We start from the raw sequence: 25421 nt of genomic DNA, 5'->3' as shown, positions 1-25421 counted from the left end.
CCTTCGCTGAAGACTTGCGTCAGTCGCCGTTGCCGGGCGTCGGGGTCGTCTTCTGGATCTGCATCAGGAACTCGGCGTTCGACTTCGTCTGCTTCATCTTGTCAAGGAGCAGTTCGACCGCCTGCTGCTGGTCGAGGGCGTGCAGCACCCGGCGCAGCTTCCAGACGATGGCGAGTTCGTCGGGGGCGAGCAGGATCTCTTCCTTACGGGTACCGGACGCGTCCACGTCCACCGCGGGGAAGATCCGCTTGTCGGCGAGCTTGCGGTCGAGCTTGAGCTCGGCGTTGCCCGTGCCCTTGAACTCCTCGAAGATCACCTCGTCCATGCGGGACCCGGTGTCCACCAGCGCGGTGGCGAGGATGGTCAGCGAGCCGCCGTCCTCGATGTTGCGGGCCGCACCGAAGAAGCGCTTCGGGGGGTACAGGGCGGTCGAGTCGACACCACCGGACAGGATGCGGCCGGAGGCGGGCGCGGCGAGGTTGTACGCACGACCCAGACGCGTGATCGAGTCGAGCAGCACGACCACGTCGTGGCCCAGCTCCACCAGGCGCTTGGCGCGCTCGATGGCGAGCTCGGCGACCGTGGTGTGGTCCTCGGCCGGGCGGTCGAAGGTCGAGGAGATGACCTCGCCCTTGACCGACCGCTGCATGTCGGTGACCTCTTCCGGACGCTCGTCGACCAGGACGACCATCAGGTGGCACTCGGGGTTGTTGTGGGTGATCGCGTTGGCGATCGCCTGCATGATCATGGTCTTGCCGGTCTTCGGCGGGGCCACGATCAGACCGCGCTGACCCTTACCGATCGGCGACACGAGGTCGATGATGCGGGTCGTGAGCACACCCGGGTCCGTCTCCAGACGGAGGCGGTCCTGCGGGTACAGCGGGGTGAGCTTGTTGAACTCCGGGCGGCCGCGGCCGTGTTCGGGCGCCATGCCGTTGACGGAGTCCAGGCGCACCAGCGCGTTGAACTTCTCGCGCCGCTCGCCTTCCTTGGGCTGGCGGACCGCACCGGTGACGTGGTCGCCCTTGCGCAGGCCGTTCTTGCGGACCTGGGCGAGGGAGACGTACACGTCGTTGGGACCCGGCAGGTAGCCCGACGTACGGATGAAGGCGTAGTTGTCGAGGATGTCCAGGATGCCCGCGACGGGGATCAGGACGTCGTCCTCGGCGAGCTGCGGCTCGGCGGCGCCGATCTCGTCACGGCCACGACGGCCACGACGGTCCCGGTAACGGCCGCGACGGCCACGGCGACCGCCCTCGAAGTCGTCGTCGTCCTGCGGCCCGGCGTTACGGTCCTGGCGACCGCCACCCTGCTGCTGGTTCTGCTGCTGGCCCCGCTGGCCGCCCTGCTGGTCGTCGCCCTTGCGACGATCGCCGCGGTCCCCACGGTCCCCGCGGTCACGGCCGCGGTCCCCACGGTCACGGCGGTCGCGACGGCCACGGCCCTCGCCGTCACCGGCGTCGCCCTTGGCCTCGCCCTGCGCCTGCTGGGGCGCCGGCGTCTCGGCCTTCGGCTCGCTCTTGGCCTCGGCGGCGACCGTCTCGGGGCTGCCGGCCTCGGCGGTGGCGCGGCGACGGCGGCGCTCGGCGGGAGCGTCGTCGGAGGCCGGCTGGCCGGGGATCTCGATCTGCTGCTGGGCCACGGCCTTCTCGGCGGGGGCCTCGGCCGCCTTCTCCGCCTTCTTCTCGGCGGCTTCGCCGGTACGGGCCTTGGAGGTGGCGCGGCGCTTGGGCTTGGTCTCGCCGGCGTCCCCGGCGGAGGAAGATTCAGCCTTGGGGGCAGCGGCACCTCCCCCGGCCTGCGCCTCCTTGATGACCTCGATCAGCTGGCTCTTGCGCATCCGCGCGGTGCCCCTGATTCCGAGGCCGGAGGCGACCTGCTGCAGCTCGGCCAGCACCATGCCTTCGAGGCCGGTACCGCGGCGCCGCCGGGAGCCGGCACCGCTGGCAGGCGCGGAGGCGTCCGTGGCGGGCGCGGCAGCGGTCTCCTCGACACGTGCGCCCATCAGATCGGTGGTGTCGCTCACGAAGGGTCCTTCCCTGGAGCGGACGTCGGCCTGTCTGGCTCGGCGACCGGTTGTGCTGTCCGACGTCGGTCCCATCCTTGTGGACCGTGCCGGGGCGGTGGTCCGCCTGGGCGGCGGAGGAAATTTCTGGTGATGGCGCTTCCCAGAGCAGTGACACCGACGATCTGTGTCACGTGGCTCGGTCGCACCGGTTCCGGAGCGTGCCCGGCAAGTCGCTCAGTGCTCGCGTACGAGGTACTGCCCGCGTACGTCGTACGAAACACAGTGCGGCTTGGGAGGCTCCCGGAAGAATGTCTGTCCCGGACGGGGACGTGAAGCACCTCGCCATGGTGGGGTCGGGTGCAGACTTGAGGTTAACACTACCGGATCCAACAAACATTCCCCCTCTCCAAATCCGGCAACCGCCGGCTTCAGACGTCACTCGTGGCAGCGAGCGGCAGCACACTCGCTCCCTGGGCGTCGAGCGCGAGCCTGTTCGCGGCCCAGCCCTCGCCCGCCAGATGGGCCACCTTGTCGGCGCTGTCCTCGTCGACGAGCGCGAGCACGGTGGGACCCGCTCCGGAAATCACCGCCGGGACTCCGTCCGCCCTCAAGCGCTCCACGAGCGCGGCGCTCTCCGGCATCGCCGGAGCCCGGTATTCCTGGTGCAGCCGGTCCTCGGTCGCGGGCAGCAGCAGCTCGGGGCGCCTGGTGAGGGCCTCGACGAGCAGTGCGGCGCGGCCCGCGTTGGCGGAGGCGTCGACATGCGGCACGGAGCGCGGGAGGAGACCGCGCGCGGTCTCCGTCAGAACCGGCTTTCCGGGCACGAAAACCACCGGAACGATGGAATCGGAGGGCTCCAGCCTGATGGCCCGGGCGGCACCGGCCTCCATCCAGGCGATGGTGAACCCGCCGAGCAGACACGGCGCCACGTTGTCGGGGTGGCCCTCGATCTCGGTCGCGAGCTCCAGGAGCGCGGTGTCGTCGAGCTTGGACTCGCCACCTATGGTCACGGCACGCGCGGCGACGATGCCCGCGCAGATGGCGGCGGAGGAGGAGCCGAGGCCCCGGCCGTGCGGAATGCGGTTGGCGCAGACGATCTCCAGGCCGCGCGGCTGCCCGCCGAGCAGGTCGAAGGCGGTGCGCAGGGACCGTACGAGGAGGTGCTTCTCGTCGCGCGGGAGGGTCTCGCTGCCCTCACCGGCGATGTCGATGTGCAGCCCTGAGTCGGCCACCCGGACGACGACGTCGTCGTAGAGCCCCAGCGACAGGCCGAGGCTGTCGAAGCCCGGGCCGAGGTTGGCGCTGGTGGCGGGGACGCGCACCCGGACGGCGGCGGCGCGGAACGCTGGACCGGCCATCGCTCGATGACTCTCCTTGAGCTGCGTGATTGTCGAATGACATTCGATACGTACGGGGAGACCCTCAGGACACTGTCGACGAGCCCTGTAAGACCGCTGTCGACGGCGCGGCACCGCGGCATATGCGGCGGGCGGGTTCAGTACAGCCTATCGAAGGAAGGTTCTGTGGCGACATAGGGCGCACAGGAGGCGCACGATGCGTGTCGTAAGCCCCCTGTGCACCCCCTGTAGGGATGTCGCTCGGTCGTCCTGGTTACGCGAGACCGAGGCGCTCGGCGGCCGTCGCCGCGTCGACCGGGACGGTGACCGGCTGCGGGGCGCCCGCGACGGCCCAGTCGGGGTCCTTGAGGCCGTTGCCGGTGACGGTGCAGACGATCTTCTGGCCCGGGTCGACCAGACCCTGCTCGGCCGCCTTCAGCAGACCGGCGACGGACGCGGCGGAGGCGGGCTCCACGAAAACGCCCTCCTGTGCGGCCAACAGCCGGTAGGCGCGCAGGATCTCACGGTCCGTCACCTCGTCGATGAGGCCGCCGGATTCGTCGCGGGCCGCGAGCGCGTACTGCCAGGAGGCGGGGTTGCCGATGCGGATGGCGGTGGCGATGGTCGACGGGTCCTTGACGACCTCGCCGCGCACGATCGGGGCGCTGCCGGACGCCTGGAAGCCCCACATCCGGGGGGTCTTGGTGGCGATGCCGTCGGCGGCGTACTCCTTGTAGCCCTTCCAGTAGGCGGTGATGTTGCCCGCGTTGCCGACCGGGAGGACGTGGATGTCGGGCGCGTCGCCGAGCATGTCGACGATCTCGAACGAGGCGGTCTTCTGGCCCTCGATACGCACCGGGTTGACCGAATTGACCAGCGCCACCGGGTAGTTCTCGCTCAGGGCGCGGGCGAGCGTGAGGCAGTCGTCGAAGTTGCCGTCGACCTGGAGGATCTTCGCGCCGTGGACGAGCGCCTGGCCCATCTTGCCGATCGCGATCTTCCCCTGCGGGACGAGCACGGCGCAGACCATGCCGGCGCGCACCGCGTACGCGGCGGCAGAGGCCGACGTGTTGCCGGTGGAGGCGCAGATGACCGCCTTCGCGCCCTCCTCCTTGGCCCGGGTGATGGCCATGGTCATACCGCGGTCCTTGAAGGAACCGGTCGGGTTCGCGCCCTCCACCTTCAGGTGGACCTCGCAGCCCGTGCGCTCGGAGAGCACCTGCGCGGGCACGAGGGGCGTGCCGCCCTCGCGAAGCGTCACGACCGGCGTGGTGTCGGAGACCGGCAGCCTGTCCCGGTACTCCTCGATGATTCCGCGCCACTGGTGGGTCATTGCTGGTTACTCTCCTTCAACCCGCATGATGCTGGCGACACCCCGCACGGTGTCCAGCTTGCGCAACGCCTCGACGGTCCCGTTCAGGGCGGCGTCGGAGGCCCGGTGGGTGACGACGACGAGGGAGGCCTCGCCGTCCTTGCCCTGCTGGCGAACCGTATCGATGGAAACGCCGTGCTCGGCGAACACGGTGGCCACCTGGGCGAGAACACCCGGTTTGTCCGCCACGTCAAGGCTGATGTGGTACCGCGTGACGACCTCACCCATGCCCGAGACGGGCAGCTTGGCGTACGCGGACTCGCCGGGACCGGTCGCGCCGTTGAGCCGGTTGCGGCAGACGGCGACAAGGTCGCCGAGGACTGCGGAGGCGGTCGGGGCGCCGCCGGCACCGGGACCGTAGAACATGAGCTGACCGGCCGCGTCGGACTCGACGAAGACGGCGTTGTAAGCGCCCCGCACGGAGGCCAGCGGATGGCTCAGCGGGATCATCGCGGGGTGCACGCGCGCGGTGACGGAGCCGCCGTCCTCTGCGCGCTCGCAGATGGCGAGCAGCTTGATGGTGCAGCCCATCTCCTTCGCGGAGGCGAAGTCGGCGGCGGTGACCTCGGTCATGCCCTCGCGGTAGACGTCGTCGAGACGCACGCGCGTGTGGAAGGAGATTCCGGCGAGGATGGCGGCCTTGGCGGCGGCGTCGAAGCCCTCGACGTCGGCGGTCGGGTCGGCCTCGGCGTACCCGAGCGCGGTGGCCTCGTCGAGCGCCTCCTGGTAGCCGGCACCCGTGCTGTCCATCTTGTCGAGGATGAAGTTGGTCGTGCCGTTGACGATGCCCAGCACCCGGTTGACCTTGTCACCGGCGAGGGACTCGCGCAGCGGGCGGATCAGCGGGATGGCACCGGCGACGGCGGCCTCGTAGTAGAGGTCGGCGTCGTGGTCCTCGGCGGCCTTGTGGAGGGCGGCGCCGTCCTGGGCCAGGAGGGCCTTGTTGGCGGAGACGACGGAGGCACCGTGCTCGAAGGCGGTGGTGATGAGGGTGCGGGCGGGCTCGATACCGCCGATGACCTCGACGATCACGTCGATGTCCCCGCGTTTGACGAGCGCGGTGGCGTCGGTGGTGACGAGGGCCGGGTCGATGCCCTCACGGACCTTGGAGGGCCGCCGTACCGCGACCCCCGCCAGCTCGACGGGGGCGCCGATGCGTGCGGCGAGGTCTTCGGCGTGCGTCGTCATGATGCGCGCCACCTCTGAGCCGACAACCCCACAGCCCAGCAGCGCCACCTTCAGCGGACGCGTACGCATCATCCGACCTCGTTTCCTCATACCGTCTACGGTTGGACCAGTCTCACTCACCGGACTGGAGTTTCTGTCCATTGTCCGGATCGTGAGACGTCTATTTCATTGAGCGGAGGGCGAAAGACAGGAGATCTTCCGCCCCCCTGGCGGTTCGGGCCTACCCGACGTCGAGACGGAGAAGGTCCTCCTCCGTCTCCCGGCGGACGATGACCCGGGACTCCCCGTCGTTCACGGCGACGACCGGCGGCCGCAGCACATGGTTGTAGTTGCTGGCCATGGACCGGCAGTACGCACCCGTGGCCGGTACGGCGATCAGGTCGCCCGGCGCGATGTCGGCCGGCAGGAACGCGTCCTTGACCACGATGTCCCCGCTCTCGCAGTGCTTGCCGACGACACGGGCGAGCATCGGCTCCGCGTCGGAGGTGCGGGACACGAGGGCGACGCTGTACTCGGCGTCGTACAGCGCGGTACGGATGTTGTCCGACATGCCGCCGTCGACGGAGACGTATGTGCGCAGGCCGTCGAGAGGCTTGATGGTGCCGACCTCGTAGAGCGTGAAGGCGGTCGGCCCGACGATGGCCCGCCCCGGCTCGACGGAGATACGCGGCGTGCGCAGCTTCGCCGCCTCACACTCACGGGTGACGATCTCGGTGAGCGCCTTGGCGATCTCGTGCGGCTCACGGGGGTCGTCGTCGCTGGTGTACGCGATGCCAAGGCCACCACCGAGGTCGATCTCGGGCAACTCGACGCCGTGCTCGTCGCGGATGTCCTTGAGCAGCCCGACGACGCGGTGCGCGGCCACCTCGAAACCGGACATGTCGAAGATCTGCGACCCGATGTGTGAGTGGATCCCGATGAGCTCGAGCCCGTCCAGCTGAAGGGCCCGCCGCACGGCCTCGGCGGCCTGACCCCCGGCGAGGGGAATACCGAACTTCTGGTCCTCGTGGGCGGTGGCGATGAACTCGTGCGTATGAGCCTCGACACCCACGGTGATACGGATCTGCACGCGCTGCCGCCTGCCCAGCTCCTGGGCGATGTGGGCGACGCGGACGATCTCCTGGAAGGAGTCGAGGACGATACGCCCCACACCGGCCTCGATGGCGCGGCGGATCTCACCGGTGGACTTGTTGTTGCCGTGGAAGGCGATGCGGTCTGCGGGCATGCCGGCGGAGAGAGCGGTGGCGAGCTCGCCGCCGGAGCAGACGTCGAGGTTGAGCCCTTCCTCATGGAGCCACCGGACGACGGCCCGGCTGAGGAACGCCTTGCCGGCGTAGAAGACGTCGGCGTCGTGCCCGAAGGCGGTGCGCCAGGCGCGGGCGCGGGCCCGGAAGTCGGTCTCGTCGATGACGTACGCGGGCGTGCCGTGCCGTTCGGCGAGGGTCTTCACGTCGATGCCGCCGACGGTGACCACGCCGTCGTCGCCACGGCTGACCGTCTGGGCCCAGACCTTCGGGTCGAGGGAGTTGAGGTCGGCCGGCGGGGCTGCGCTTGCTGCGGAGCGCCCCTCGGGAAGGACATCGGCGTGACGGGGCCCGGCGGGGTGTGCGGATCGGCTCATGTCTGGGTCTCTTCTTGGCTCAGAGGTGTTCGGGTGCGTCGATGCCGAGCAGGGTCAGGCCACCGGCCAGCACCGTCCCGGCGGCTTCGGCGAGCGCGAGCCGGGCCCGGTGGGCGGCCGAGGGTTTCTCGTCGCCGCGCGGGAGAACGGTGCACAGGAAGGGCAAGGTGGCGTCGGCGACGGCGACGAGGTGCCGGGCGAGGCGATCCGGGGTGCGGTGCGCTGCTGCGGCGGCGAGGACGCGGGGGTGGTCGGCGAGGGTGGTGAGGAGGGGGGTGGGGTGGGCGTCGGGGGCGGGATGCGCGTCTCCGAGCCGGGCGTCTTCGGGGTGAGCCTCTCCGGGATGTCCGGGACGGGCCTCGAATGCCAGTCGTACGTCGCCTGGGTACGCCTCGAATCCCAGGTCCGCGGCGTTGCGGCTGAGGGCGCGGGTGCGGGCGTGGGCGTAGCGGATGCGGAAGAGGGGGTTGCTCTCGCGCTGGGCGAGGTGCTCGTCGGTGATACGGGGCCGGTCGTGGGCGGCGGGGTGAAGGAGAGCCCAGCGGCCGGCGTCGCGGCCGAGGCGGAGGGGGTCGACGGGGGCGGGCACCGGGCGCACGGGGACATGGAGCGGTGGGGCGAGCGGCGTCCTCGGGGGATGCGCGTCGACTCGTACGCCCAGGATGTCGGTCCACTCCGAGGCGGGCTCGGCCTCGGACCAGGTGTGGACGGCGGCGCCCTGGGACCGCAGGATCCGGGCGACGGCGTCCATCACGACGACGGCACGCACCTCGTGCGGACAGGTCAGCCGCAGGAAGTCCGGGGAGGGGCCGCGGGAGTGTCCGTACCGATTGCCGCGCCGCAGGATCTCCTCGACGAGGGCGATGGACGCGGTGTCGCCCAGGCTGATGTTGAGGAAGCCGGGTCCGGTGACGACGACGTCTGTGACACCGGGGGTGTCGAGGAGGTACGGCCGCAGGATCTCGGCGACCTGCTCCGACGGCCGGCCGGCGGGGCGGGCGAGCTGGAGGGCGACATTGGTGGCGTAGTCACCGCAGCCGCCGGGCCCGGGCGGCGTGACGACGGCCCGTCCGGGAACGGTCACGCTCAGCTCCCCGTCGTCGACAGCGCGACGGACCGCGCGCAGCACGGTACGGGAGAGCTCGACGGGGGTCACGGGACCAGCGTATGGGAGGAGGGGGGTGGGTAGGCGAGTCGGTTTCGGCGATGGTCCGGGATATGGACGGGGCCGGATGAACCGGGCTTCAGGCGCCGGCGCGCCCCGCCCGCTCGGCCTCCCCCGCACCGAGGACACTCCCGAAGACGCCGCCGCTGCCCTCGCTCGGGTCCCCGCCGCGCCTGCGTTCGATCAACTGCCGTACGAGCTGCACCAGTTCGGCAGGCTCGAAGGGCTTGGCGAGGAAGGCGTCGACGCCGACATCGAGGCCGCTCTCGACCTCGTACTGCGTACAGGCGCTGACGATGGCGAGCGGAAGATCACGCGTCCGGGGATCGGAACGCAACCGAGCGGCGGTCCGAAGCCCGTCGAGGCGGGGCATCACCACATCAAGGGTCACCACGTCGGGCCGCACCTGATGCACGACATCCAGACACTCGGCACCATCGGCCGCGGTCACGACCTCGATGCCCTCCAGCTCGAGATTGACCCTGATCAACTGCCGAATGACCTTGTTGTCGTCCACAACAAGCACCCGACCCGACGCGCCTGGCACAACACCGAGAGTAGGTCGGGACCGGCCACCGCGTCCGGGTTTTGCCCACTTCCGCCCCGGCGGGGAGAACGAAACCCGTTCATGAACACCCCGACGGAGCTGGTAGTGTTCTACCCGTCGCCGCGAGCAACGCGACCGACACGCCCCCGTAGCTCAGGGGATAGAGCAACGGCCTCCGGAGCCGTGTGCGCAGGTTCGAATCCTGCCGGGGGCACTTGCCGGTCAGAGACTCTCAACCAGGGTCTGACCAGGGCATATGCCGAGAGAAGAGGGCGGGAGTCAGTCTCACTGACTCCCGCCCTCTCTCGTTGCCTCTCAGTGTTCCCGACACACCTCCGACACAGCCGCCACTACCGCTCGTCGTACTCGTCGCGCAGGTCGCGGATCACGGTCGCTCCCACACCTAGGCATCGGGCGGTTGCACCCCCGAGGTGTAGCCGCCAACGGCATCGACGCCCAGTCCGCGGTTGGCGATTCCGCGGTCGATGCTGGCCTTCCGGGTGTCCTGCAGCATGCGGAGAGCTGCCTGGAAGTCGGAGATTGGCTTATCAACTCCCAGATCATGCCTGAGGACCTGACGGTGCACCCACGCCGCCTCCGAAAAGCCGTCGTAGAGCCACTGCTGAAGCTCAGCAGCCTTGTCTGCGTCGTAGTTCTTTTGGAGTTGAGCGAGGACCCGGTAGGCACTGTTGAAGCTTCTGTTGATTTCGGACGTGATGATCATGGGGTATTCAGGAAGGATCATCTGCGCGCGGGCGTACTCGATCTGGTAAGCGCGTCGGGGTTCGTCCAGGACGTCCAAGGCGGGACCCGGTGAGGTTGCTTGGTCCAACAGGTCCTGCACATAGAGTTCGACCGCTGCGCGGAAGGTACGCACGGCTTGGTTAAGGTCGGCGTACAGCGCTCGCTTTTCAGCGAGCTCGGCGCGCTGGTCTTCGTGCACTCGGTCTTCAGCCCGCTGCTGGCGCTGGAGATCAAACTCATGCTTCTTTGCGCGGATTGCGGAACGTTGCGTCGTAATGGGTGCTGCCAGCGTTCCTATGATGCCGATGAGGGCAACGAAGGCAGCAGTAAGGTTCCCTGACAAGGTCTCTCCCGAAGCGGACGAGGAACCGACGAACGGTACGGCTACAAGCACACTGCTTCAGAGCGTCCGTGTCGAGATTCTTCGCAGGTTGCAGCACGCTGCAGCCGTACCTGTGTCCGAGGGAGACAAGGTCGCCTTCCTGCAGGAAGCCTTAACACCTCAGTACCTAGGCCCTAGACGTCCTCAGGCTCCCAACCCATCGTCTTTTCGATCTTCTTGTTGTTTTCCTCCTCGCTGTTGTCGATGCAGCCCGCGTAGTGGCGGTCGATGACCTCTGGAGAGGTGCCCGCACGGCGGGCCACCTCCGCTACCGGGAGGCCGGAACGGAGCCAGTCCGTGATGCAGGTGGCGCGTCCGTCGTAGGGCCTCCGGGCAAGCGGCGAGGCGTATTTGTACGGCGGGAAGGCGTACTGCCGAGCCTCCTGCCAGACGCGCCAGTAGCTGGACGTGCCGACCAGACCGCCCCGCTCGTTCTGGAACAGCCGGCCGTCCGCCGCCGTGCCGAACTCCTTCACGTGCGCCCGGAGCATCGCCACCAGGACTGGCGGAATCGGTACGGGGCGGTCTGCGGCGGGGTCCCTCATCTTGAGGCCGCGCTTGTCGTGCCGCTCGCCGGAATCGGTCCACTTCTTGCCGGACACGGGGCGCGTTTCCCGGAGGGTGAGCACACCCCAACCCTTCTCCGGCAAGTGGCAGTTCTCCAGCTTCAGCCCCACGACTTCAGCCGGGCGCATTGCGGCGTAGAGGATGCAGCCGAAGAAGGCAACGAGACGCCTCCCCCGGTTTCGGTGCACCGACCCCACATAGGAAACGGCCGTCAAGAACTCTCGCCCCTGCGCTGCGTTCATGAGGACGCGCGGATCGATAGGGCCACTGGCAGCAGTGGACGGCCGTTCCAACCCGGCGATCGGGTTTTCCTTCAGATACCCCTTTTGGACTGCGTACGCCATGGCCATGTTGAACCCACGGCGACGACGCTTGTAGGTGTCCTTTGCCGCCAACTTGCCATCGAGCTTGTAGGCAAGCCGGTAGTGGACGTCTTCCGCAACGCTGGAGTTCGTCAGAACCGACAGCGGTAGGGAGTTCTCCCGCAGCCACGTGCAGACCTTCTCGAGGTCCGGCGGCGGTTCCTCGTTCGCGTGAGCTGGCACGATGGCCCACCTCACGGCCCGCCGCACGGCGCGTAGTTCGGGAGCATCCGTCCTCTCTCCCATCACGCCCAATGCCGCCGACGCAAGACTGTCCGCGTACCCTTCCCGCGTCTTCGCCGCGGCGGTGCGCCAACGGCGCTTCATGAACTCACGCGAGAATTCCCACCACGTGGGGTCCAACTTCGCCTCGGTCTTTGCCGCTTCGGCCGCCTCCGCCTGCCGAACTTCTGACTCAGGCAGACCGGATGCGATCTCGAATGGCTCGCCGCGTCGGTTCATCGCATGCAGTAGCTCATTGCGTCGGCTCTCGGCGAGCGGGAGCGTGGCGAATGTGTCACCCCATACTCGGCCGGCCACCACCCAACGAACTCGCCAAGGACGGGACTTACGGCCGGTCTTGGCGATTTTCCAGAGCTTGACGTCGAAGGTGTAGCCCGGCCGGGCAGACCCGCGAGGGCGCCCGGCCGAGGTTTCGTTCTCAGTGCTCACGCAGCTTCCTCCAACGAGGTAAGCCACCGTTCCAGTTCAGAACGACGAATCCGTACTGCGCCGCTCGGGAGCTTGATGGATTTCGGCCCTTTCCGGCAGGAGCGCCACCGGTAGAAGGTGGCCCGGGGAACTCCGATCTCTTCGATTACCTGCGGGATGGTCAGCAGTTCGTCGCGCGGCTTGCCCACGCTGTCTCTCCTCGTCGCGCTGGCTACGGCTGCCCTCCCCCAGGTCCGCTACATCCGCTACATCCGCTACATCGCAGGTCAGAGGCCTGTTTCGTGTAGCGGATGCGTAGCGTGTAGCGGATAGAGCCGGCCACACCGCCCCGGGTGTAGCGGATGTAGCGGCCCGGGAGGGCGGTGTAGCGGCTGGTAAGTGGTCGGTCTGCTAAGCGTTGACGCTGGTCAGGAGCGGCTCAGCGTCGGGCGTGGCCGATGTAGCGGATGTAGCGGACACCGGAAGGGACGGCAGCGGCGGCGGGCAGTAGCGCATCCACGCGTCGCGCAGATCAGCCGCGTAGTAGCCCTTAAGCAGTCCGGCCGCGGTCCGCATGTTGCGGGCCTTGATCGGCTTGTTGTCCGCCTGCATGTACTCCTTGAGCATGCGCGAGAGCCGCCGGGAGTCCAGGGGCCTGCCGTTGAGGTCACCCCAGGGGGCGTCTTCAAGGCTGTTGAGCCGATCCAGGATGACCGCCGTAGGAGCACGATCGGCGCCGTTGAACACGTGGTCCCGCAGGTCGGTCAACAGGCGAACCCCGAGGGACGTTTCGCTGTTGTCCTGCGCCGCACGGACCAGCTCCACGCAGGCGAGGCGGGCGCGCTCTGGCCACGCGCCGCCGGCTGCGTCGGCAACCGCGAGCAGGGGTTCCCAGACATCGGCGGGCCGGTCCGTAATGCCCTCCGGCATCTCAGGCCACCCGCTGGCGACTTGTTCTCGAATGGTGTCTGCCCATTCAGCGAGGCGATCCCGCAGGGCGTGCCCTTCCCGCTCGTTGATGCGCTCGCGGTAGGGCTCGACTTTCTCGTTCGGAGCGCGCTTGCGCATGCGGACGATTACCGAGCGGGTCAGGATTGTGTCGGGCAGCGAGCCGAGTCCGGCCATGGCCACGGCGGCGTAGGACGGGAAGCCCTGAACCGTCTGGTTGGCGCCATCGCCGACGCACCGGTACATGAGCCGCCCTCGCCGGTGTCCGGCGTTGAGGAAACCGCGGAGTTGCTCGTTCTCTCCGGCCTTGGGGCCGAATACGGTGTCGATCTCGTCGAAGATGATCGTGGGACGCTCGCCCTCGATGCCGGACACCGCGCGGAAGAGCGCAGATGTCGACGCGTCCACCGCAGACATCTTGTTGGGCACCAAGGTTTCCACGATCTCCAACGCGCGGGACTTACCCGACCCCGGTTCAGGGGACAGGAAGGCGATGCGCGGCGTGGAGTCGAAGCAGTCGAGCAGGTGGGCGTGTGCGTCCCAGAGAGTCACGGCCACGTAGGCGGCTTCACTAGGGAAGATGTTGAACCGGCGGTGGAACGCTTCGACGTCGTCGAGCAGCGCGGCACCGTCGATGGACGGGGCGGGCGGGTTGGTGCTGGTCATGCGGCGTTCCTCCCTTCCTGGGTGGTGCGGAGCGGGCAGACGTCTCGATGGGTCGTGTGGTCGGCGATCAGGGCGAGCACCTTCCGGCGGCCGATGGCGCTGCGGTCCCTGCCGCACAGGCACTTCGAGGTGGCCATGGGAGTGGCGCCGTATGGCGCGCGGATGTGGAGACAGGCCACGGGGAAGCGCCCGTCACCGGGCGACGGGGCGCTCGGGAGCTGGTCGGGGGGAAGGGCTGAAAGGACGGCCTGACGGCCGTCGCCCTTCGTGCCACGGCCCCCGCCCGGGACACCCGGAATCAGGCGCGAACCCTTGTCCGTGAGCGAGTGAGGCTTTTCAGGGAGGGGGTGCTGGCTCATGCGACCCCCTGCGGGCGGGCAGTGCGGATGGACCAGTCAAGGGCGCTGCGGATGGTGGTCCGGCACTCGCCGGCGGGCAATCCGGCCGCCTCCCCCGCCACCTGAAAAGCCTCCTCAACCACGGCCCGGGTGATCTCGCCCCAAGCAACGAACCTGCCCAGGGCGCGAGCACCCGCCAGCAGACGAGCGTTCCGGCCGCCCTCCCCCGTCGCCGTGACGGCAGCAGTCTCGCGTTCGAGGGCAACCGAGGCCCGGCGGGTGGCCCGTCCGGGGACGATGAGGGGAGCGGGCGCCTGCGGGGCGGTAGTGGAGGGCTGAAGCTGACTCAGCAGCCACGCGGGCAGTTCGGCCACCCGATCCACGGCGGCGATCTCGTAGGCACCTTCAGGCAGGGTGCTACCCGCAGCGACGACGTAACCGCCCCAGGCTCGAGTGTCGACCAGCGGCGCGAGCATGCCCGCGGTGTTGGTCAGCCGCGCCCCGGGCGGGGCGGTGAAGTACAGGTGCATGCCGCCACTAGGCGTCCGTACCGTGTAGGTAGACGGCCAGGGCTGTCCGGCGCGCTCGCAGAGCGCCAAGAAGGAGCTCACGCCGCTAGGCGTGTCCGAACTGCCCTTCCCGCTCTTCCCCTTGGGCACGTCCAGGTCGACGACGACCAGACCGGACGGGCCGGTCGCGATCGCGACGTTGGCCGGGTACGTCTCCCAGCACAGTGAGATGCGCTGCGGGTCGTTGCTGGCGCGCTGTTCCCACTTCAGGTGTCCATTGGCGCAGTCGCCGGTGGTGCGGCACCGGTCGGCGCCGTGCAGGGCGGGTTGCTTGCTGCCCGGACGCAGGGGGAAAACGCACCAGCCGCGCGCGGCTGCTCCTAACGCTGCGGAGAGCAGCGTGGGTGGGGTGGCTTGGGGCATGCTGAAGGTCTCCGGTTCTGTCGAAGGGACGGGAGAGCCGGGACGGTCGCGATTCTTTGGCGAGAGGGCGACCGTCCCGGGCGTCTTTAAGCGATGTCCAGGGCAAGTTGCGCCGGGGCGGAGTTGGCCGCTTGGAGCGTTTCGGCGGCGAGCAGCGTCCGGTAGGCGAGGACGGCTTGATGAATGACCACGCCATTGCCGAGGATCTTGAGCTGGTCGGAGCGGGAAAGGCCCAGGTCCGTGCCGGTGACCCAGCTGGGATCGGCGCCCATCATCCATTCCACGAACGCCGGGGACAGCCGGCGGTTGCCCTTGGTTCCCGGCTCGGTCGGTTCCGGCGCGGGGCGTCCGAGGACGGCTTCCCAGCGTCGGATGGCGGGGCCGTAGTCGGTGCCATTGGTGGCCACCCATCGCTCGTCGAGCCGCACGGCCTTGCCGGGAAGGTAGTAGTTTCCGGCGCTGTCTCGCTGGTTGGGTCCGCCGTGCGGCCCATCGGATGCCTTCGGGGTGGGCAGCAGGTTGACGACCACTTCGTTGAGCGGGCGGGAGTTGGTGCCGATCAGGTTGGAGGCGCCCGACTTCCAGTCCCGCGCGGCCGGAGTGGGCAGCAGCGTGACTGCGGTGCGCAGGTTCATACCGCCCTGCCGCTTGGGCGAGAGCCCAGGTCCTCCGGTGCCATCGGCGGCGGCCGGGGTGGGCAACAGCCTCAGGCTTCGGCTGGGGGCAGCAAGAAGACCACTTCGTCCTCCAGCGTCGGCCCGTGCCCGCCCGCCCTGCGCTTGTCCGGGTGCTGCGGCCCCCCGTTCCTGCCGAGCTGTGAGGTGGGGGTCTTCAGCAGCGGGATACGCGACGGCGAACCAGCGGTCCCGGCGGTGGCAGGCGCCGACTTCGGGATCTCCAGCGCGTAGGCACATCCACCGCGCGTCGTACCCGAGCGCGGCCAGGTCGGCGGCGACGACGTCGAGTCCCCGGGAGCGGAGGGCGGCGACGTTTTCCAGGAAGACGAGTCGGGGTCGAAGGTGGCGAATGGCTCCGTGGGCGATGGTTTTCCAGAGTCCCGAGCGGTCACCGGCGATCCCTCCCCGAGGTCCGGCATTGGAGATGTCCTGGCAGGGAAATCCGGCCGTCAGCGCCGCCGGACGCGGCACGGAGGCGGCCAGCGCCGGCCAGTCGACGGCCGTAATGTCACCCAGGTTGCGGGCATCGGGCAGGCGGGCGGCGAGCAAGCGGGAGGCCGCCGGGTCCTTCTCGCCGACCAGGACCGTGGGTAAGCCGGTGACGGCTTCCACAGCCAGGTCCAGCGCACCGGACCCGGTGCACAGGCTGATGTTGCCGCCCTCCGGCGGCGCGGAGGTGCGATGAGCCATGCCGGAGGTCTCCGGTTCTGTCGAAGGGACGGGAGAGCCGGGGCGGTCGCGATTCTTTGGCGAGAGGGCGACCGCCCCGGGCGTATCTAGAACGGCGGCTTCTCCCCGCCGCCCGCGGTGTTCCACGGGTCGCCGGAGGCGTCCGGCTTGCTGCCGGTCTTGCCGTTGATGGCGACGGTGGTGAAGCGGAGCGAGGCGCCGATGTCGTCGACCTCGACTGCGAGCATGGAACGGTTCTCGCCTCCCTCGGTCTGCCAGTTGTGCTGGCGGACACGGCCAGACAGCACCACGCGCGAGCCCTTGGTGAGCGACTCGGCGACGTGTTCGGCGAGGGAGCGCCAGGCGGCGCAGCGGAAGAACGTGGACGTGCCGTCCTTCCACTGGTTCGCCTCGCGGTCGAAGGTGCGCGGCGTGGCGGCGACGGTGAACTTGGCCAGCGCCTGGCCGGAGTCGGTGAACTTCAGCTCCGGGTCGGCGGTCAGGTTGCCGATGATCGTGATCTGGGTTTCTCCGAACGACATGAACGTTCCTTCCCGGCTCAGCGCTTGGAGCCGAAGAGCTTGAGAGAAATGCCGCCGACGCTGACGGGTCCGGCGGCGCCGGCGATGACGGTTGCGGTGTGCGCGGCCGTGTCGAGCAGCCAGCACAGGGCGACGACCAGTCCCCAGCCACCCACGACGACGGCCCCCGCGATCGCGAACGGGTACAGCAGCCGCGGCCACGAGAGGCCGGCCTTGGTGGGGTCGGTCGTGACGATGACGACGGGCCGCCCGGTGGCTTCGGCGCGGCGGTAGGCGTCGGCGGGGATGTGCGGGGCGATGATCCCGGGCGGGTCACGGTGGGACATGAGGGCTCCCTCGGGTAAGCCGCGGGCCCGCACGACGAAGGTGTGCGGGCCCGTGCGGATGGGTGTTACATGCTGGTGTTAGGCAGCGTGAGCGGCCGCTGTTAGGGCGGGTAACACGCGTGCCTGCCTAGGGGTTTGGGTGTTAGGCGGCCGTAACGCGTTACGAGTGTCAGGCGGCCGTGAGGGCGGGGACGATGCGCCACCGGCCGGTGGTGTTCGTCGCCTCCAGACGGCCCTCCTCCGCGGCTTCCTTCAGCCGCAGGGACACCCAGGAGCGGGAGAGGTGGTGTCGGTCGCACCAGTCCATGAAGTCCTTCGGACCGATGATCATCAGTCCGTTCGACTCGAACTCCGCGAGCGCGGAGGCGAACAGTCGGCGGGCCTCCTCCGGGGACGGCTTGTGCCCCGTCTCCTGCCCGAAGATCGGGGCGTCGTCGCCCTCCTCCGCCTCCGGCAGTTCCTCCTCCGGATCGATGTGCGCATCCTCGGGGTCGACAAGGAGTCCGCCGCGGTCCATCTCGTCCTCCTCGTCGACGACGGTGAGCGCGGCCCGCTCCTCGCCGGGGGTGGCACGGCCGGTGTAAGTGCGTCCGGCGACGCCGGAGGCCGCGCCGGCGGTGACCGGGTCGGCGGATGCTCCGTTGGCTTGTGCCCATGCGGCGAGGCGTTCCATGACCGGCACGGCGCGGAGGGTGAAGCGCCGGGTACGCGCCGGGGAGGGGTAACGGTCCTCGGGGATACCGGGCGAGACCACATAGCAGTAGCCAGGGCGCCGGTTGCCCCACGCGCCCGGGTGGGCGCCCGCCGCCAGCACCTCATCAGGGAGCGAGAAACCCTCGTCTCGCGCGTCGCAGCCGAGTGCGATCACGGACGGGAGGGAGGCGCGGGTGGAGGTGGACATCTGGTCGTACGACGGCCGCTGCAACGACACAATCAGCGAGATCCCCGCGGAGCGGGCTTCCTGAGCGATGCCGGTGAACGCGTCGTCGCCCATGGCGCGCAGGGTGTTGGCAGCTTCCTCGAACCACGCCACCAGGAACGGCATCCCCGCGCAGTCGCACGCGGTGCCGTCGCTGCGGCAGGAGTGCGCCGCGTCGTTCTGCACCTGCGCCGCCTCGGGAACCCACTGGCGGTAGCCGTGGGCACCCAGCCAGCGGGTCCGGGCGGGAATGGCGGCTTCGACGGCCGCCACGAGCACCTCTGTCTGCGTGCCGCCCTCCGCAGCCCAGTCCAGACCCGGCCGCAGGGGCGCGAAGTCCTGGAATGCCTTGGGGTCGGAGAACCACACGATCACGTCACGGCGGGAGAGCACCTCCGTGAGCAGGTTCAGGGCGGTGTCGCCCTTGCCCGATCCAGTGCCGCCCGCGACCAGGACGTGCGTGGAGTTGCGGCCCGCGTCCGGGTCACCCGGGAGCCAGATGACCAGTGAGGCGCCGTCGTCGTACCGACCCAGCACCAGCGGGTCCGCGATCGAGCCGCCAAGGTTCGACGGGCCCTCCCATTCCACCACCTCCGCGAGCATGTCTTCCGGCACGATCACCAGGTCACCGCGGCGTTCGGAACTGGGGTCGGGGGTATAGCGGACTGCTGAGCGCGGCAGGTCCAGCGCGGAAGCGATCCGGGCCAAGGCCTTGGCGACGTCCTCGTTGGTCTGCTCCCCCGGCTCCAACGCCAGCGGCGCCGTCACCCGGTTCGGCTCCACCTTCGCCGCACCGATCTGCGCCCGCGCGAGCCCGACCTTGGCCAGCAGGCCACCGTCCGAGCTCCCCGCGACTCCTTCGGTGTTGTGCCGCAGGACTACGCGCACGTTCCACGACAGGGCCAGCGCGGGTCCGCCCATCAGGTACAGGTCGTCAATCGGTCCGGCGGTAGGTCCGGCCAGGCAGGCGGCGGTCACCCACGCCGACCCGGCCGCCACCGTGATAGCCGAGTGGATGCGGCGCTGCGTGCTGGTCGCCTTGCCTGCCAGCCACGTACCGCCGGCCAGCGCGACCGAGGTGAGGGTCAGGCCGACGCCAGCGGCGGCGCTGTCGGGCCAGCGCCAGTGCCCCAGGGCTCCGGCCACCCCAGTGGCGCCCCAGACCAGCCACGGCGGAAGGTGCGGCTTGGCCCGGTGCAGCAGATAGGCCCGCACGGTGCCGCTCTCCGGCCCGCCATGCGGGTCCACGACCATGCCCTGCATGCCGTCCGGGTAGTACGCGGTCATCTGATTCTGTGTCCGGGCCATGGCCCGACCTCCTTACTGCTGAGCCCAGTTCATGACCGGCTGCTGCGGGCGCCGGGCACGGTGACGCACCCGGTTGATCTCTTCCTCGTACTCCTGCTGGAACGTCGCGTAGCAGGCGGCGGCGTTCTTCGCGGCGTCCCGCATCGCGTCGGCGGACTTGCGCATCTTGCGGGCCACCCTCCGGGCCCGGATGCGGGAGCCGAACGCGCGGCCCTCCGGGTCGGGCACGGCCGCCAGGACGCTGTCGAGGATCTCGGCACCCATGGCCACCTCGATGGACAGATGCACCCCAAGCGCGCGCAAGTGGTTGCAGTAGTCGCGCACCTGCGCCGGGGACGTGAACTCCGGGGCGGGCAGCAGGGATTGCGAGCGTCCGCCGCTCGCGCCGCCGCGGGCGTTGTTGCGATTGTTGTTGACGGTGACGTTGATCGGCGGGACGAACGAGCCGCCCACTGCGCCGACGAACCCGCCCACCGCGGCACCCGCGTTGGCGAACTTGTTGCCCTTGTTGGTGGCCGCGTTCGTGTTGGCGGCGCGGCCGTTGCGCGCGCCCTGCCCGTTCCTGGTCGGGGTTGCCATCAGGCGATGCCTCCTTCAGTCAGCGGGTGCGGCGGACGATGAGCCAGCCGGTCTGCGCAGCGATCAGCACGAGCAGCCAGACCAGCGGGAGGGACCCGGCGAGCGGGCCGAACCCGGCCGCCAGCGCAGCCCACGCGAACGCGAGCGTGGCGAACACGGCCAGGCCGATGCGCCAGGCGAGCGTGGAGCCGTGACCGGGGTGGCCGCGCTGGACGATGCCCAGCCACAGCCCCGGGCCCACGGCGAGCGGCGCGAACATGAGCGCGGACCAGGGCGAGAGCGCGTGCAGCAGAGCCGTCACGGCGAACGCCAGAATGGCGATGCCGGTCGGGGCGAGCGCGTGGCGGCCCTTCCACAGGGCGCCGCCGACCACGCCGATTGCCTCGCGGGTCAGGGAGGGCTGTTCGGGGACGACGACCACGAACGGCTGCGCGCCGCGGCGGCGTCCGCGTGAGCGGGGGATCTGGACGGTGGTGACACCCGCGGCACGGCGGGTGCGGGTACGACTGGACACAGCGAAACTCCTTGCTCGAAGGGGAAGTTCAGGCGGCGCGCTGTTCGTCGTCGGGATAGGCGCAGGGCACGCACACCCCGAGCGAGACGGGGATGACGTAGCCCGCGTCCGTGCGGCACTGCGGGCACGTACGCCGTGCGGCGTTGGCCTTGGCCAGCGCGGCGCGCTTGGCCGGCGTCATCGGCCGGACCGGCTTGGCCTGGTCAAGGCGGTAGAGGTAGGCGACCAGCGGGCCGCGCCGGTAGCGCGGGCGCAGGACCTGCGCGGCGACCGGCTGACCGCCAGGGCGCAGCCCGCGTGCCCTCAGCTGGCGGCGGGTGGCGTAGCCTTCGGGAGCGCACCGCCAGGGGAATGTCGGTATCCCGTGGCGGGCGCCGTTCGGGTCGAAGCACTTGGCGAACGCGAGCGACATGACCGCGTCCTCCCGCTCAACCGGCCAGCGCCGTGGGGAAGTCGGCCAGGTACGGCTCACGGGCCTTGACCCGGCTACGCGCAGTGCGGGCCGTCGACTCCGACGCCCCGAGTCCCGCCCCGGCCATGGCTGTGGTCATGCGGGCCGTACTCGGCTGCGTGAAGTCGGTGCCGTACAGCGCCCGGACCAACTGGTCGACCCGGTTCGCGTACACCACCGGCATGCACAGGTCGACGGCCGTCGACGCCAGGGCGACGGGCGACGCCTCCTCGTCGACGGGCGTCGACGAAGCCAGCGCGGCCAACGGTTCCGGACCGGTGGAAGGCATGGGATCGAGCGCCGGCGGTGTGGCCGCGGGCGGGGCGGGGTGCGAGGCGTCGGCGCTCCCCATGACGGGCGTCGATGGTGCTTCGACGCCCGTCGACGCCGGATTGACGGCCGTCAGCGTCCGGCGGGTGAGGTAGGCGTGCACCTGCCTCATCAGCGCGCCGAACGCGAGCAGGGCCGCCACCGGTGGGACTGCCGCGACCACGTAGTCGAGGGCGTTCGCGTCTTGTCCGACCCCGGCCACGTTCAGCGCGATGGAGGCGCCGTCTCCGGCGGTGACCAGTGCGATTGCCCACCAGTCGACCCGGTGGGCGAGCGAGGCGCGCAGGATCAGGAGTTCACCGATCACGATGAACAGATCCACCGTGGCGGGCCAGGCCCACGAGCGGGCCACCGCTTCCGCCATGCCGTGCCGGGCGGCAACCTCCTGCAAGTGCTCGTACGAGAGCCAGAACGCCACCGCAGTCAGCACCACCGTGAGCACCGCGGCGAGCGTGGTGATGGCGCGCTCCACGCTGACGGGCGTCGGCGCGGCTTCGACGGGCGTCGACCGTGCGTCGACGGTTGCCGGGGCGCTCATGCCGCACTCGCTTCCGCGAGCACCTCAACGGCCATGTCGCCGTAGCCGACGAGTTCGAGTTCGGCGCCCGCGTAGACGACCGTCGCGCGCAGGACGCCTGTACGGCCGTCGCCCTGCACGTGGTAGTCGACGTGCCCGGGAGCGACGCACAGCGCCTCGCGCCAGGCTTCGAAGTCGTGCAGCCCGGTGTGGAGCGCAAGCTCCAACTGGTCCGGGTAGATGGGCGAGACGTTCACGGTCGGCGCGGGCAGGTGCCCGAAGTCTGCGGCCAGCAGCCGCAGCAGCCGCAGGGGCGAGGCCAGGTCGTCCAGCGTCAGGTTCGTGTTCATGCGGCGACCCCCGTGCGCAGGCTGCGGCGCAGGGCGGCGGTGGGCAGCGGCGTCAGTCGCAGCAGGCCCGCGTCGTCCAGCGCCTTGGCGGCCACCTGCACCGCGCGGTCCAGCAGCTCGGGGTCGTCGGCGAGGATGTCGCGGGCCGCGTCCAGACGCGCCGCGCGCTCCTCCTCGCTCTCCCCCTCGACTCCGAGCCACAGCTCAACGGGGGTACCAAGGGCCAGTTCGAGGAAGTCGTGCGCCGTGTCGGCCTGATGGCCGGAGACGTAGTTACGGATACGCATGGCGTACTCCTGAGTCGAAGGGACGGAGAGAGCCGGGGGCCGCGACACGTTGGCGAGAGGGCGGCCAGCCCGAGAAGCGGCCAACGCCGCAGAGGCGGCGGGCCGTAGCGCCCCGGCCGGGAGTCGAACCCGGACGTGCAGACCAACGGGGCGAGGAACGAGAGACCGGCTTCACCGGCCCGCCGTTGCCACGGCGGGCCGGTCCCGAGCCGGTAGGTCGGGCGCGTCATCGTTGCTGCTCTGACGCCAGCAGGGCGGCGCGCACCAGGTGGCATCCGCCGGGTTGACCTCCCGTGAGGAAGGGATGATCCCGGCGGATGTTCTCCAGAGCGGGTGCGCAGGGAAGTGGCCGCCGGCGGCCGTCACCCGGGCCGCCACGGGGACGGGGGATCTCACCCCGTCGACTTGGCACGCTGTGGAGTTGTCAAGGCACAGACGTTTCCTTCGACCCGTTTCACGGGGCCTCCGGACGTTCCGTGATGCAGTACCTGTTTTACAGGTACTGCATCGGGGTCCGTCAAGCACTACGGCGGAACCTCTTGGGCTTCGCACCGGGACTTCTTGGTGCACCATCAGAATCGGTGCAGGTCAGGGGAGTTGGTCACCCCATACGTGGACAGCTCGGGGAGTTCTGGCTACCGTCAAGAAGTCCCTAGACGTCCCTCAGGGGGAGCAGATGTCCAACGAGCGCTTACGGTCTGCCCTGTTGGCCAGGAGCATGACCGTCCAGAGCCTGGCTGACGCGATCGACGTCAACCCGAAGACGGTGGAACGCTGGATCACGCAGGGCAAAGTGCCGTACCGGCGCCACCAGTACGCAACGGCCGCAGCCCTCCAAGTCGACGTGACGATGCTGTGGGACGACTCCCGGACGCAAGACTCCGCGGCCGACATGAGCAAGGCGGAGATCCTCACCGTCTACCCGCATCGGCACACAGTGCCGTCAACGCTCTGGCGTGAGATGTGCGAGCGGGCCACGAAGCGCATCGACATCCTCGTGTACGCGGGCATCTACCTCGCAGAAGACCCTCACTTCTTCTCGACGCTGAAGGAGAAGTCCGAGAGCGGCGTGCGCATCCGAGTGCTCATGGGCGATCCAGAGTGCGATGCCGTGATCCGGCGCGGCATCGACGAGGGGCATCGCATCATGGACGGCAAGATCCGTAATGCGCTGGTCAACTACCAACCGCTGTTCACCAGTCACCCCGAGATCGAATTCCGCCTGCACGACACCGTTCTCTACAACTCGATCTACCTTGCCGACGACGAAATGCTGGCCAATACCCACGTCTACGGCATCGGCGCCTACATGGCACCCGTCTTCCACCTGCGACGACTCCCCGGAGGCGGTCTGTTCGACACCTTCGCCAATAGCGTTCAGCAGACCTGGGAAGGCGCCAGGCCAGTGACAGAACGCGACATCACGGGAGCTTGAGCATGGGACGCATCGACTACCTGCACGACCCGGACGCCCCGCCGGCCAACTCGGTCGTGCCGTCCGTCGTGGCGTTCGTCCAGAACGACGCAGGCCAAGTGCTGATGATCCAGCGGTCCGACAACGGGCGTTGGGCGTTGCCCGGCGGTGGACACGACGTCGGGGAGTCGATCAGTGACACCGTGGTGCGGGAGGTCTGGGAAGAGACCGGCATCAAGGCGGAAGTCGTCGACATGTCCGGGATCTACACCGACCCGGGCCACGTGATGCAGTACGACGACGGGGAGATCCGGCAGCAGTTCAGCATCTGCTTCCGCGCGCGGCCGGTCGGCGGCGAGGTCCGTACGAGCAACGAGACGACACAGGTCCGCTGGGTCTCCCCAGCGGACCTGGAGAAGCTGGACGTCCACCCCACGATGCGGCTCCGGATCGAGCACGCCATGGATCGGACGCGTCCGACGCCCTACATCGGCTGACGCTTGGCGGTGGACACCCGCTCCAGCACTCGAGACGTGCACGCGAGGATCTCCGGCTCAGCTCGCCGGATGAACGTCCCGATCAGGCTGTCCGGCCCGTACCGTCCCGCGATCTCGTTGACGCGATCGATGGGGTTCGTGGGGGTGCCGTCCGGCGTCGTGTTCATATCGCAGTAGCAGAGCGCGTCGTTCAGGTGCGCGCTCTCGCGGGGGAACTCGCCCTCCAGCTCCGCGCGCAGGCCACGCGCTTCGGCTTCCATCCATGCGCACGAGTGGTGCGCTACGAGATTCACGACTCGTTCATCGGCGCCGGCGACATCCCGGAGGTAGCGGGCGCCATCGAGGGGATGGAAACCGGTCTTAGCCAGGTCGGGCGCGTAGCCGATGTCGTGCAGGACTGCCGCGGCTTCGAGCAGCTCGGCGTCGTCTCCGAGGACGAGCGCGATCGTGCGCGCTCGCTCAGCGACGCCCAAGCAGTGCTGCCACCGTCGCGGAAGCGGCTCCGCGAGCAGGGATTCCGCGAGGGGATAGGCCCACTCCGTCAACGTCGACAAGCTACGAACGCTCCTCTCGGTTCGGCACAGCGCGGACGGTCCGCACCTTGCCCTGACCTTCACTCGCCAGCACGCCGGCGGCTTCGAGCTTGTCGAGGGCCTTGGTCACGGTCGGTCGGGAGACCTTGAACCTGCTCATCAGGTCGGACGCACTGAGGAACTTCGCCCCCACCTCGAACCCCTCGGTCGCGATGATCTCGGCGATGCGCTCGTCCAGCGGGCGTGGGTCGACATGCTCGCCCTCGCGTACTACCCGCCACCGGCCGCCCCGCACCGGCTCGGCAACCCCATTCGCCTGAAGCTCCTTGAAGGCGCGGAGCACCACCCCGCGCGAGACACCATGCTCCCTCATGAGGTCACCGGCGGCCGGGAGCTGTGTCATCTGCGGGTCCGCCTGAATCTGGGACTTTACGACCTCCGCTATCTGCAAAAAGGTCCCCCGCGGGCTGGCCTGCTGCGACACTCGCTCCCCTTCCTCGCCTGTCCTCGTCTGCTCGCTTCCTGGCTCAAGCTTCCCACGATCGGAGGCCGTTGCGGCAGGCAGCCGAAGGCGGCATCAGCCCGTCCTAAGGCCCGTCCCGCAATTGATGATCAGGCGCTAAGGGGGAGTCGGCCCGCTCGGAGCCAGGCCGAGGTTCATCTGCCGCCCGACTTGATCC

Annotated in this window: 26 protein-coding genes, 1 tRNA gene and 1 pseudogene; 3 read left to right on the top strand and 25 right to left on the bottom strand. The window is 69.4% G+C overall.

Annotation, left to right across the window (positions count from 1 at the left end; all coding sequences use genetic code 11):
• Positions 1-19: 19 nt before the first annotated feature.
• From rho to PH203_RS23680, 7 genes and pseudogenes are all read right to left on the bottom strand, one after another.
• Positions 20-2026, bottom strand: coding sequence for a transcription termination factor Rho (gene rho / locus PH203_RS23710; protein ID WP_289922499.1), 2007 nt, complete (start codon positions 2024-2026; stop codon positions 20-22).
• A gap of 410 nt (positions 2027-2436) precedes the next feature.
• Positions 2437-3366, bottom strand: coding sequence for a homoserine kinase (gene thrB / locus PH203_RS23705; protein ID WP_289922498.1), 930 nt, complete (start codon positions 3364-3366; stop codon positions 2437-2439).
• Between the two features lie 253 nt (positions 3367-3619).
• Positions 3620-4678 (bottom strand): threonine synthase, encoded by a 1059-nt coding sequence (gene thrC / locus PH203_RS23700; protein WP_289922497.1) that lies wholly within the window; start codon positions 4676-4678, stop codon positions 3620-3622.
• 6 nt (positions 4679-4684) lie between these two features.
• Positions 4685-5977, bottom strand: a complete 1293-nt coding sequence (locus PH203_RS23695; RefSeq protein ID WP_289922496.1) for a homoserine dehydrogenase — start codon at positions 5975-5977, stop codon at positions 4685-4687.
• Positions 5978-6125: 148 nt separating this feature from the next.
• Entirely contained in the window at positions 6126-7526 is a 1401-nt protein-coding gene (gene lysA / locus PH203_RS23690) for a diaminopimelate decarboxylase (protein ID WP_289922495.1), read from the bottom strand.
• 19 nt (positions 7527-7545) lie between these two features.
• On the bottom strand, positions 7546-8682 hold the full coding sequence (nrtL, locus tag PH203_RS23685; RefSeq protein WP_289922494.1) for an ArgS-related anticodon-binding protein NrtL: 1137 nt from the start codon (positions 8680-8682) through the stop codon (positions 7546-7548).
• 88 nt (positions 8683-8770) lie between these two features.
• Positions 8771-9287: pseudogene (locus tag PH203_RS23680) on the bottom strand (response regulator).
• 93 nt (positions 9288-9380) lie between these two features.
• Between PH203_RS23680 and PH203_RS23675 the strand changes: the two are divergent.
• Positions 9381-9452 (top strand) — tRNA-Arg (locus PH203_RS23675).
• A gap of 189 nt (positions 9453-9641) precedes the next feature.
• On the opposite strand, the gene PH203_RS23670 is transcribed toward PH203_RS23675, so the two are convergent.
• The 16 genes from PH203_RS23670 to PH203_RS23595 form a co-directional block, all read right to left on the bottom strand.
• Entirely contained in the window at positions 9642-10325 is a 684-nt protein-coding gene (locus PH203_RS23670; RefSeq protein WP_289922493.1) for a hypothetical protein, read from the bottom strand.
• 173 nt (positions 10326-10498) lie between these two features.
• A complete protein-coding gene (locus PH203_RS23665; protein ID WP_289922492.1) occupies positions 10499-11965 on the bottom strand; it encodes a site-specific integrase in 1467 nt (488 codons plus the stop codon).
• The gene (locus PH203_RS23660) at positions 11962-12153 is read right to left on the bottom strand and encodes a helix-turn-helix domain-containing protein (RefSeq protein ID WP_126274364.1); all 192 of its coding nucleotides are present in this window, start codon (positions 12151-12153) and stop codon (positions 11962-11964) included. Before PH203_RS23660 ends, PH203_RS23665 begins: the two co-directional genes overlap by 4 nt.
• Positions 12154-12355: 202 nt before the next feature.
• Positions 12356-13558: a DUF3631 domain-containing protein gene (locus tag PH203_RS23655; RefSeq protein ID WP_289922491.1), complete on the bottom strand. Its 1203-nt coding sequence runs from the start codon at positions 13556-13558 to the stop codon at positions 12356-12358.
• Positions 13555-13695 carry a hypothetical protein gene (locus tag PH203_RS23650; RefSeq protein WP_289922490.1) on the bottom strand — a complete coding sequence of 47 codons (141 nt, stop codon included), beginning with the start codon at positions 13693-13695 and terminating at the stop codon, positions 13555-13557. Before PH203_RS23650 ends, PH203_RS23655 begins: the two co-directional genes overlap by 4 nt.
• Before the next feature lie 218 nt (positions 13696-13913).
• Positions 13914-14828, bottom strand: a complete 915-nt coding sequence (locus PH203_RS23645; protein WP_289922489.1) for a bifunctional DNA primase/polymerase — start codon at positions 14826-14828, stop codon at positions 13914-13916.
• An 86-nt stretch (positions 14829-14914) separates the two neighbouring features.
• Positions 14915-16195, bottom strand: coding sequence for a DNA cytosine methyltransferase (locus PH203_RS23640; RefSeq protein ID WP_289922488.1), 1281 nt, complete (start codon positions 16193-16195; stop codon positions 14915-14917).
• An 86-nt stretch (positions 16196-16281) separates the two neighbouring features.
• Positions 16282-16716 (bottom strand): single-stranded DNA-binding protein, encoded by a 435-nt coding sequence (gene ssb / locus PH203_RS23635; RefSeq protein WP_289922487.1) that lies wholly within the window; start codon positions 16714-16716, stop codon positions 16282-16284.
• Positions 16717-16733: 17 nt separating this feature from the next.
• On the bottom strand, positions 16734-17042 hold the full coding sequence (locus tag PH203_RS23630) for a hypothetical protein (protein ID WP_289922486.1): 309 nt from the start codon (positions 17040-17042) through the stop codon (positions 16734-16736).
• A gap of 169 nt (positions 17043-17211) precedes the next feature.
• Entirely contained in the window at positions 17212-19224 is a 2013-nt protein-coding gene (gene traB / locus PH203_RS23625) for a plasmid transfer protein TraB (protein WP_289922868.1), read from the bottom strand.
• 57 nt (positions 19225-19281) lie between these two features.
• Positions 19282-19848 carry a plasmid transfer protein TraA gene (gene traA / locus PH203_RS23620; RefSeq protein WP_289922485.1) on the bottom strand — a complete coding sequence of 189 codons (567 nt, stop codon included), beginning with the start codon at positions 19846-19848 and terminating at the stop codon, positions 19282-19284.
• 19 nt (positions 19849-19867) lie between these two features.
• Complete coding sequence (locus tag PH203_RS23615) at positions 19868-20362, bottom strand: hypothetical protein (RefSeq protein WP_289922484.1); 495 nt, start codon at positions 20360-20362, stop codon at positions 19868-19870.
• A 28-nt stretch (positions 20363-20390) separates the two neighbouring features.
• A complete protein-coding gene (locus PH203_RS23610) occupies positions 20391-20774 on the bottom strand; it encodes an RRQRL motif-containing zinc-binding protein (protein ID WP_289922483.1) in 384 nt (127 codons plus the stop codon).
• Between the two features lie 16 nt (positions 20775-20790).
• Entirely contained in the window at positions 20791-21681 is an 891-nt protein-coding gene (locus tag PH203_RS23605; protein WP_289922482.1) for a DUF2637 domain-containing protein, read from the bottom strand.
• Complete coding sequence (locus tag PH203_RS23600; protein ID WP_289922481.1) at positions 21678-22010, bottom strand: hypothetical protein; 333 nt, start codon at positions 22008-22010, stop codon at positions 21678-21680. The genes PH203_RS23605 and PH203_RS23600 overlap by 4 nt, the downstream gene beginning before the upstream one ends.
• The gene (locus tag PH203_RS23595; RefSeq protein WP_289922867.1) at positions 22007-22291 is read right to left on the bottom strand and encodes a hypothetical protein; all 285 of its coding nucleotides are present in this window, start codon (positions 22289-22291) and stop codon (positions 22007-22009) included. Before PH203_RS23595 ends, PH203_RS23600 begins: the two co-directional genes overlap by 4 nt.
• A 724-nt stretch (positions 22292-23015) precedes the next feature.
• Here PH203_RS23595 and PH203_RS23590 point away from each other — a divergent pair.
• Both PH203_RS23590 and PH203_RS23585 read left to right on the top strand, forming a co-directional pair.
• Complete coding sequence (locus tag PH203_RS23590) at positions 23016-23732, top strand: XRE family transcriptional regulator (protein WP_289922480.1); 717 nt, start codon at positions 23016-23018, stop codon at positions 23730-23732.
• Positions 23733-23734: 2 nt separating this feature from the next.
• The gene (locus PH203_RS23585; protein WP_289922479.1) at positions 23735-24208 is read left to right on the top strand and encodes an NUDIX domain-containing protein; all 474 of its coding nucleotides are present in this window, start codon (positions 23735-23737) and stop codon (positions 24206-24208) included.
• Here PH203_RS23585 and PH203_RS23580 read toward each other — a convergent pair.
• Both PH203_RS23580 and PH203_RS23575 read right to left on the bottom strand, forming a co-directional pair.
• Entirely contained in the window at positions 24196-24762 is a 567-nt protein-coding gene (locus PH203_RS23580) for an HD domain-containing protein (protein WP_289922478.1), read from the bottom strand. The genes PH203_RS23585 and PH203_RS23580 overlap by 13 nt on opposite strands.
• Before the next feature lies 1 nt (position 24763).
• Positions 24764-25225, bottom strand: a complete 462-nt coding sequence (locus tag PH203_RS23575) for a GntR family transcriptional regulator (protein WP_289922477.1) — start codon at positions 25223-25225, stop codon at positions 24764-24766.
• Positions 25226-25421: the final 196 nt, after the last annotated feature.

This window comes from Streptomyces sp. S.PB5 (assembly GCF_030403745.1).
Taxonomy (GTDB): Bacteria; Actinomycetota; Actinomycetes; order Streptomycetales; family Streptomycetaceae; genus Streptomyces.
The sequence above is the reverse complement of the archived record's forward strand: the minus strand, read 5'-3'. Positions and strand labels throughout refer to the sequence as shown.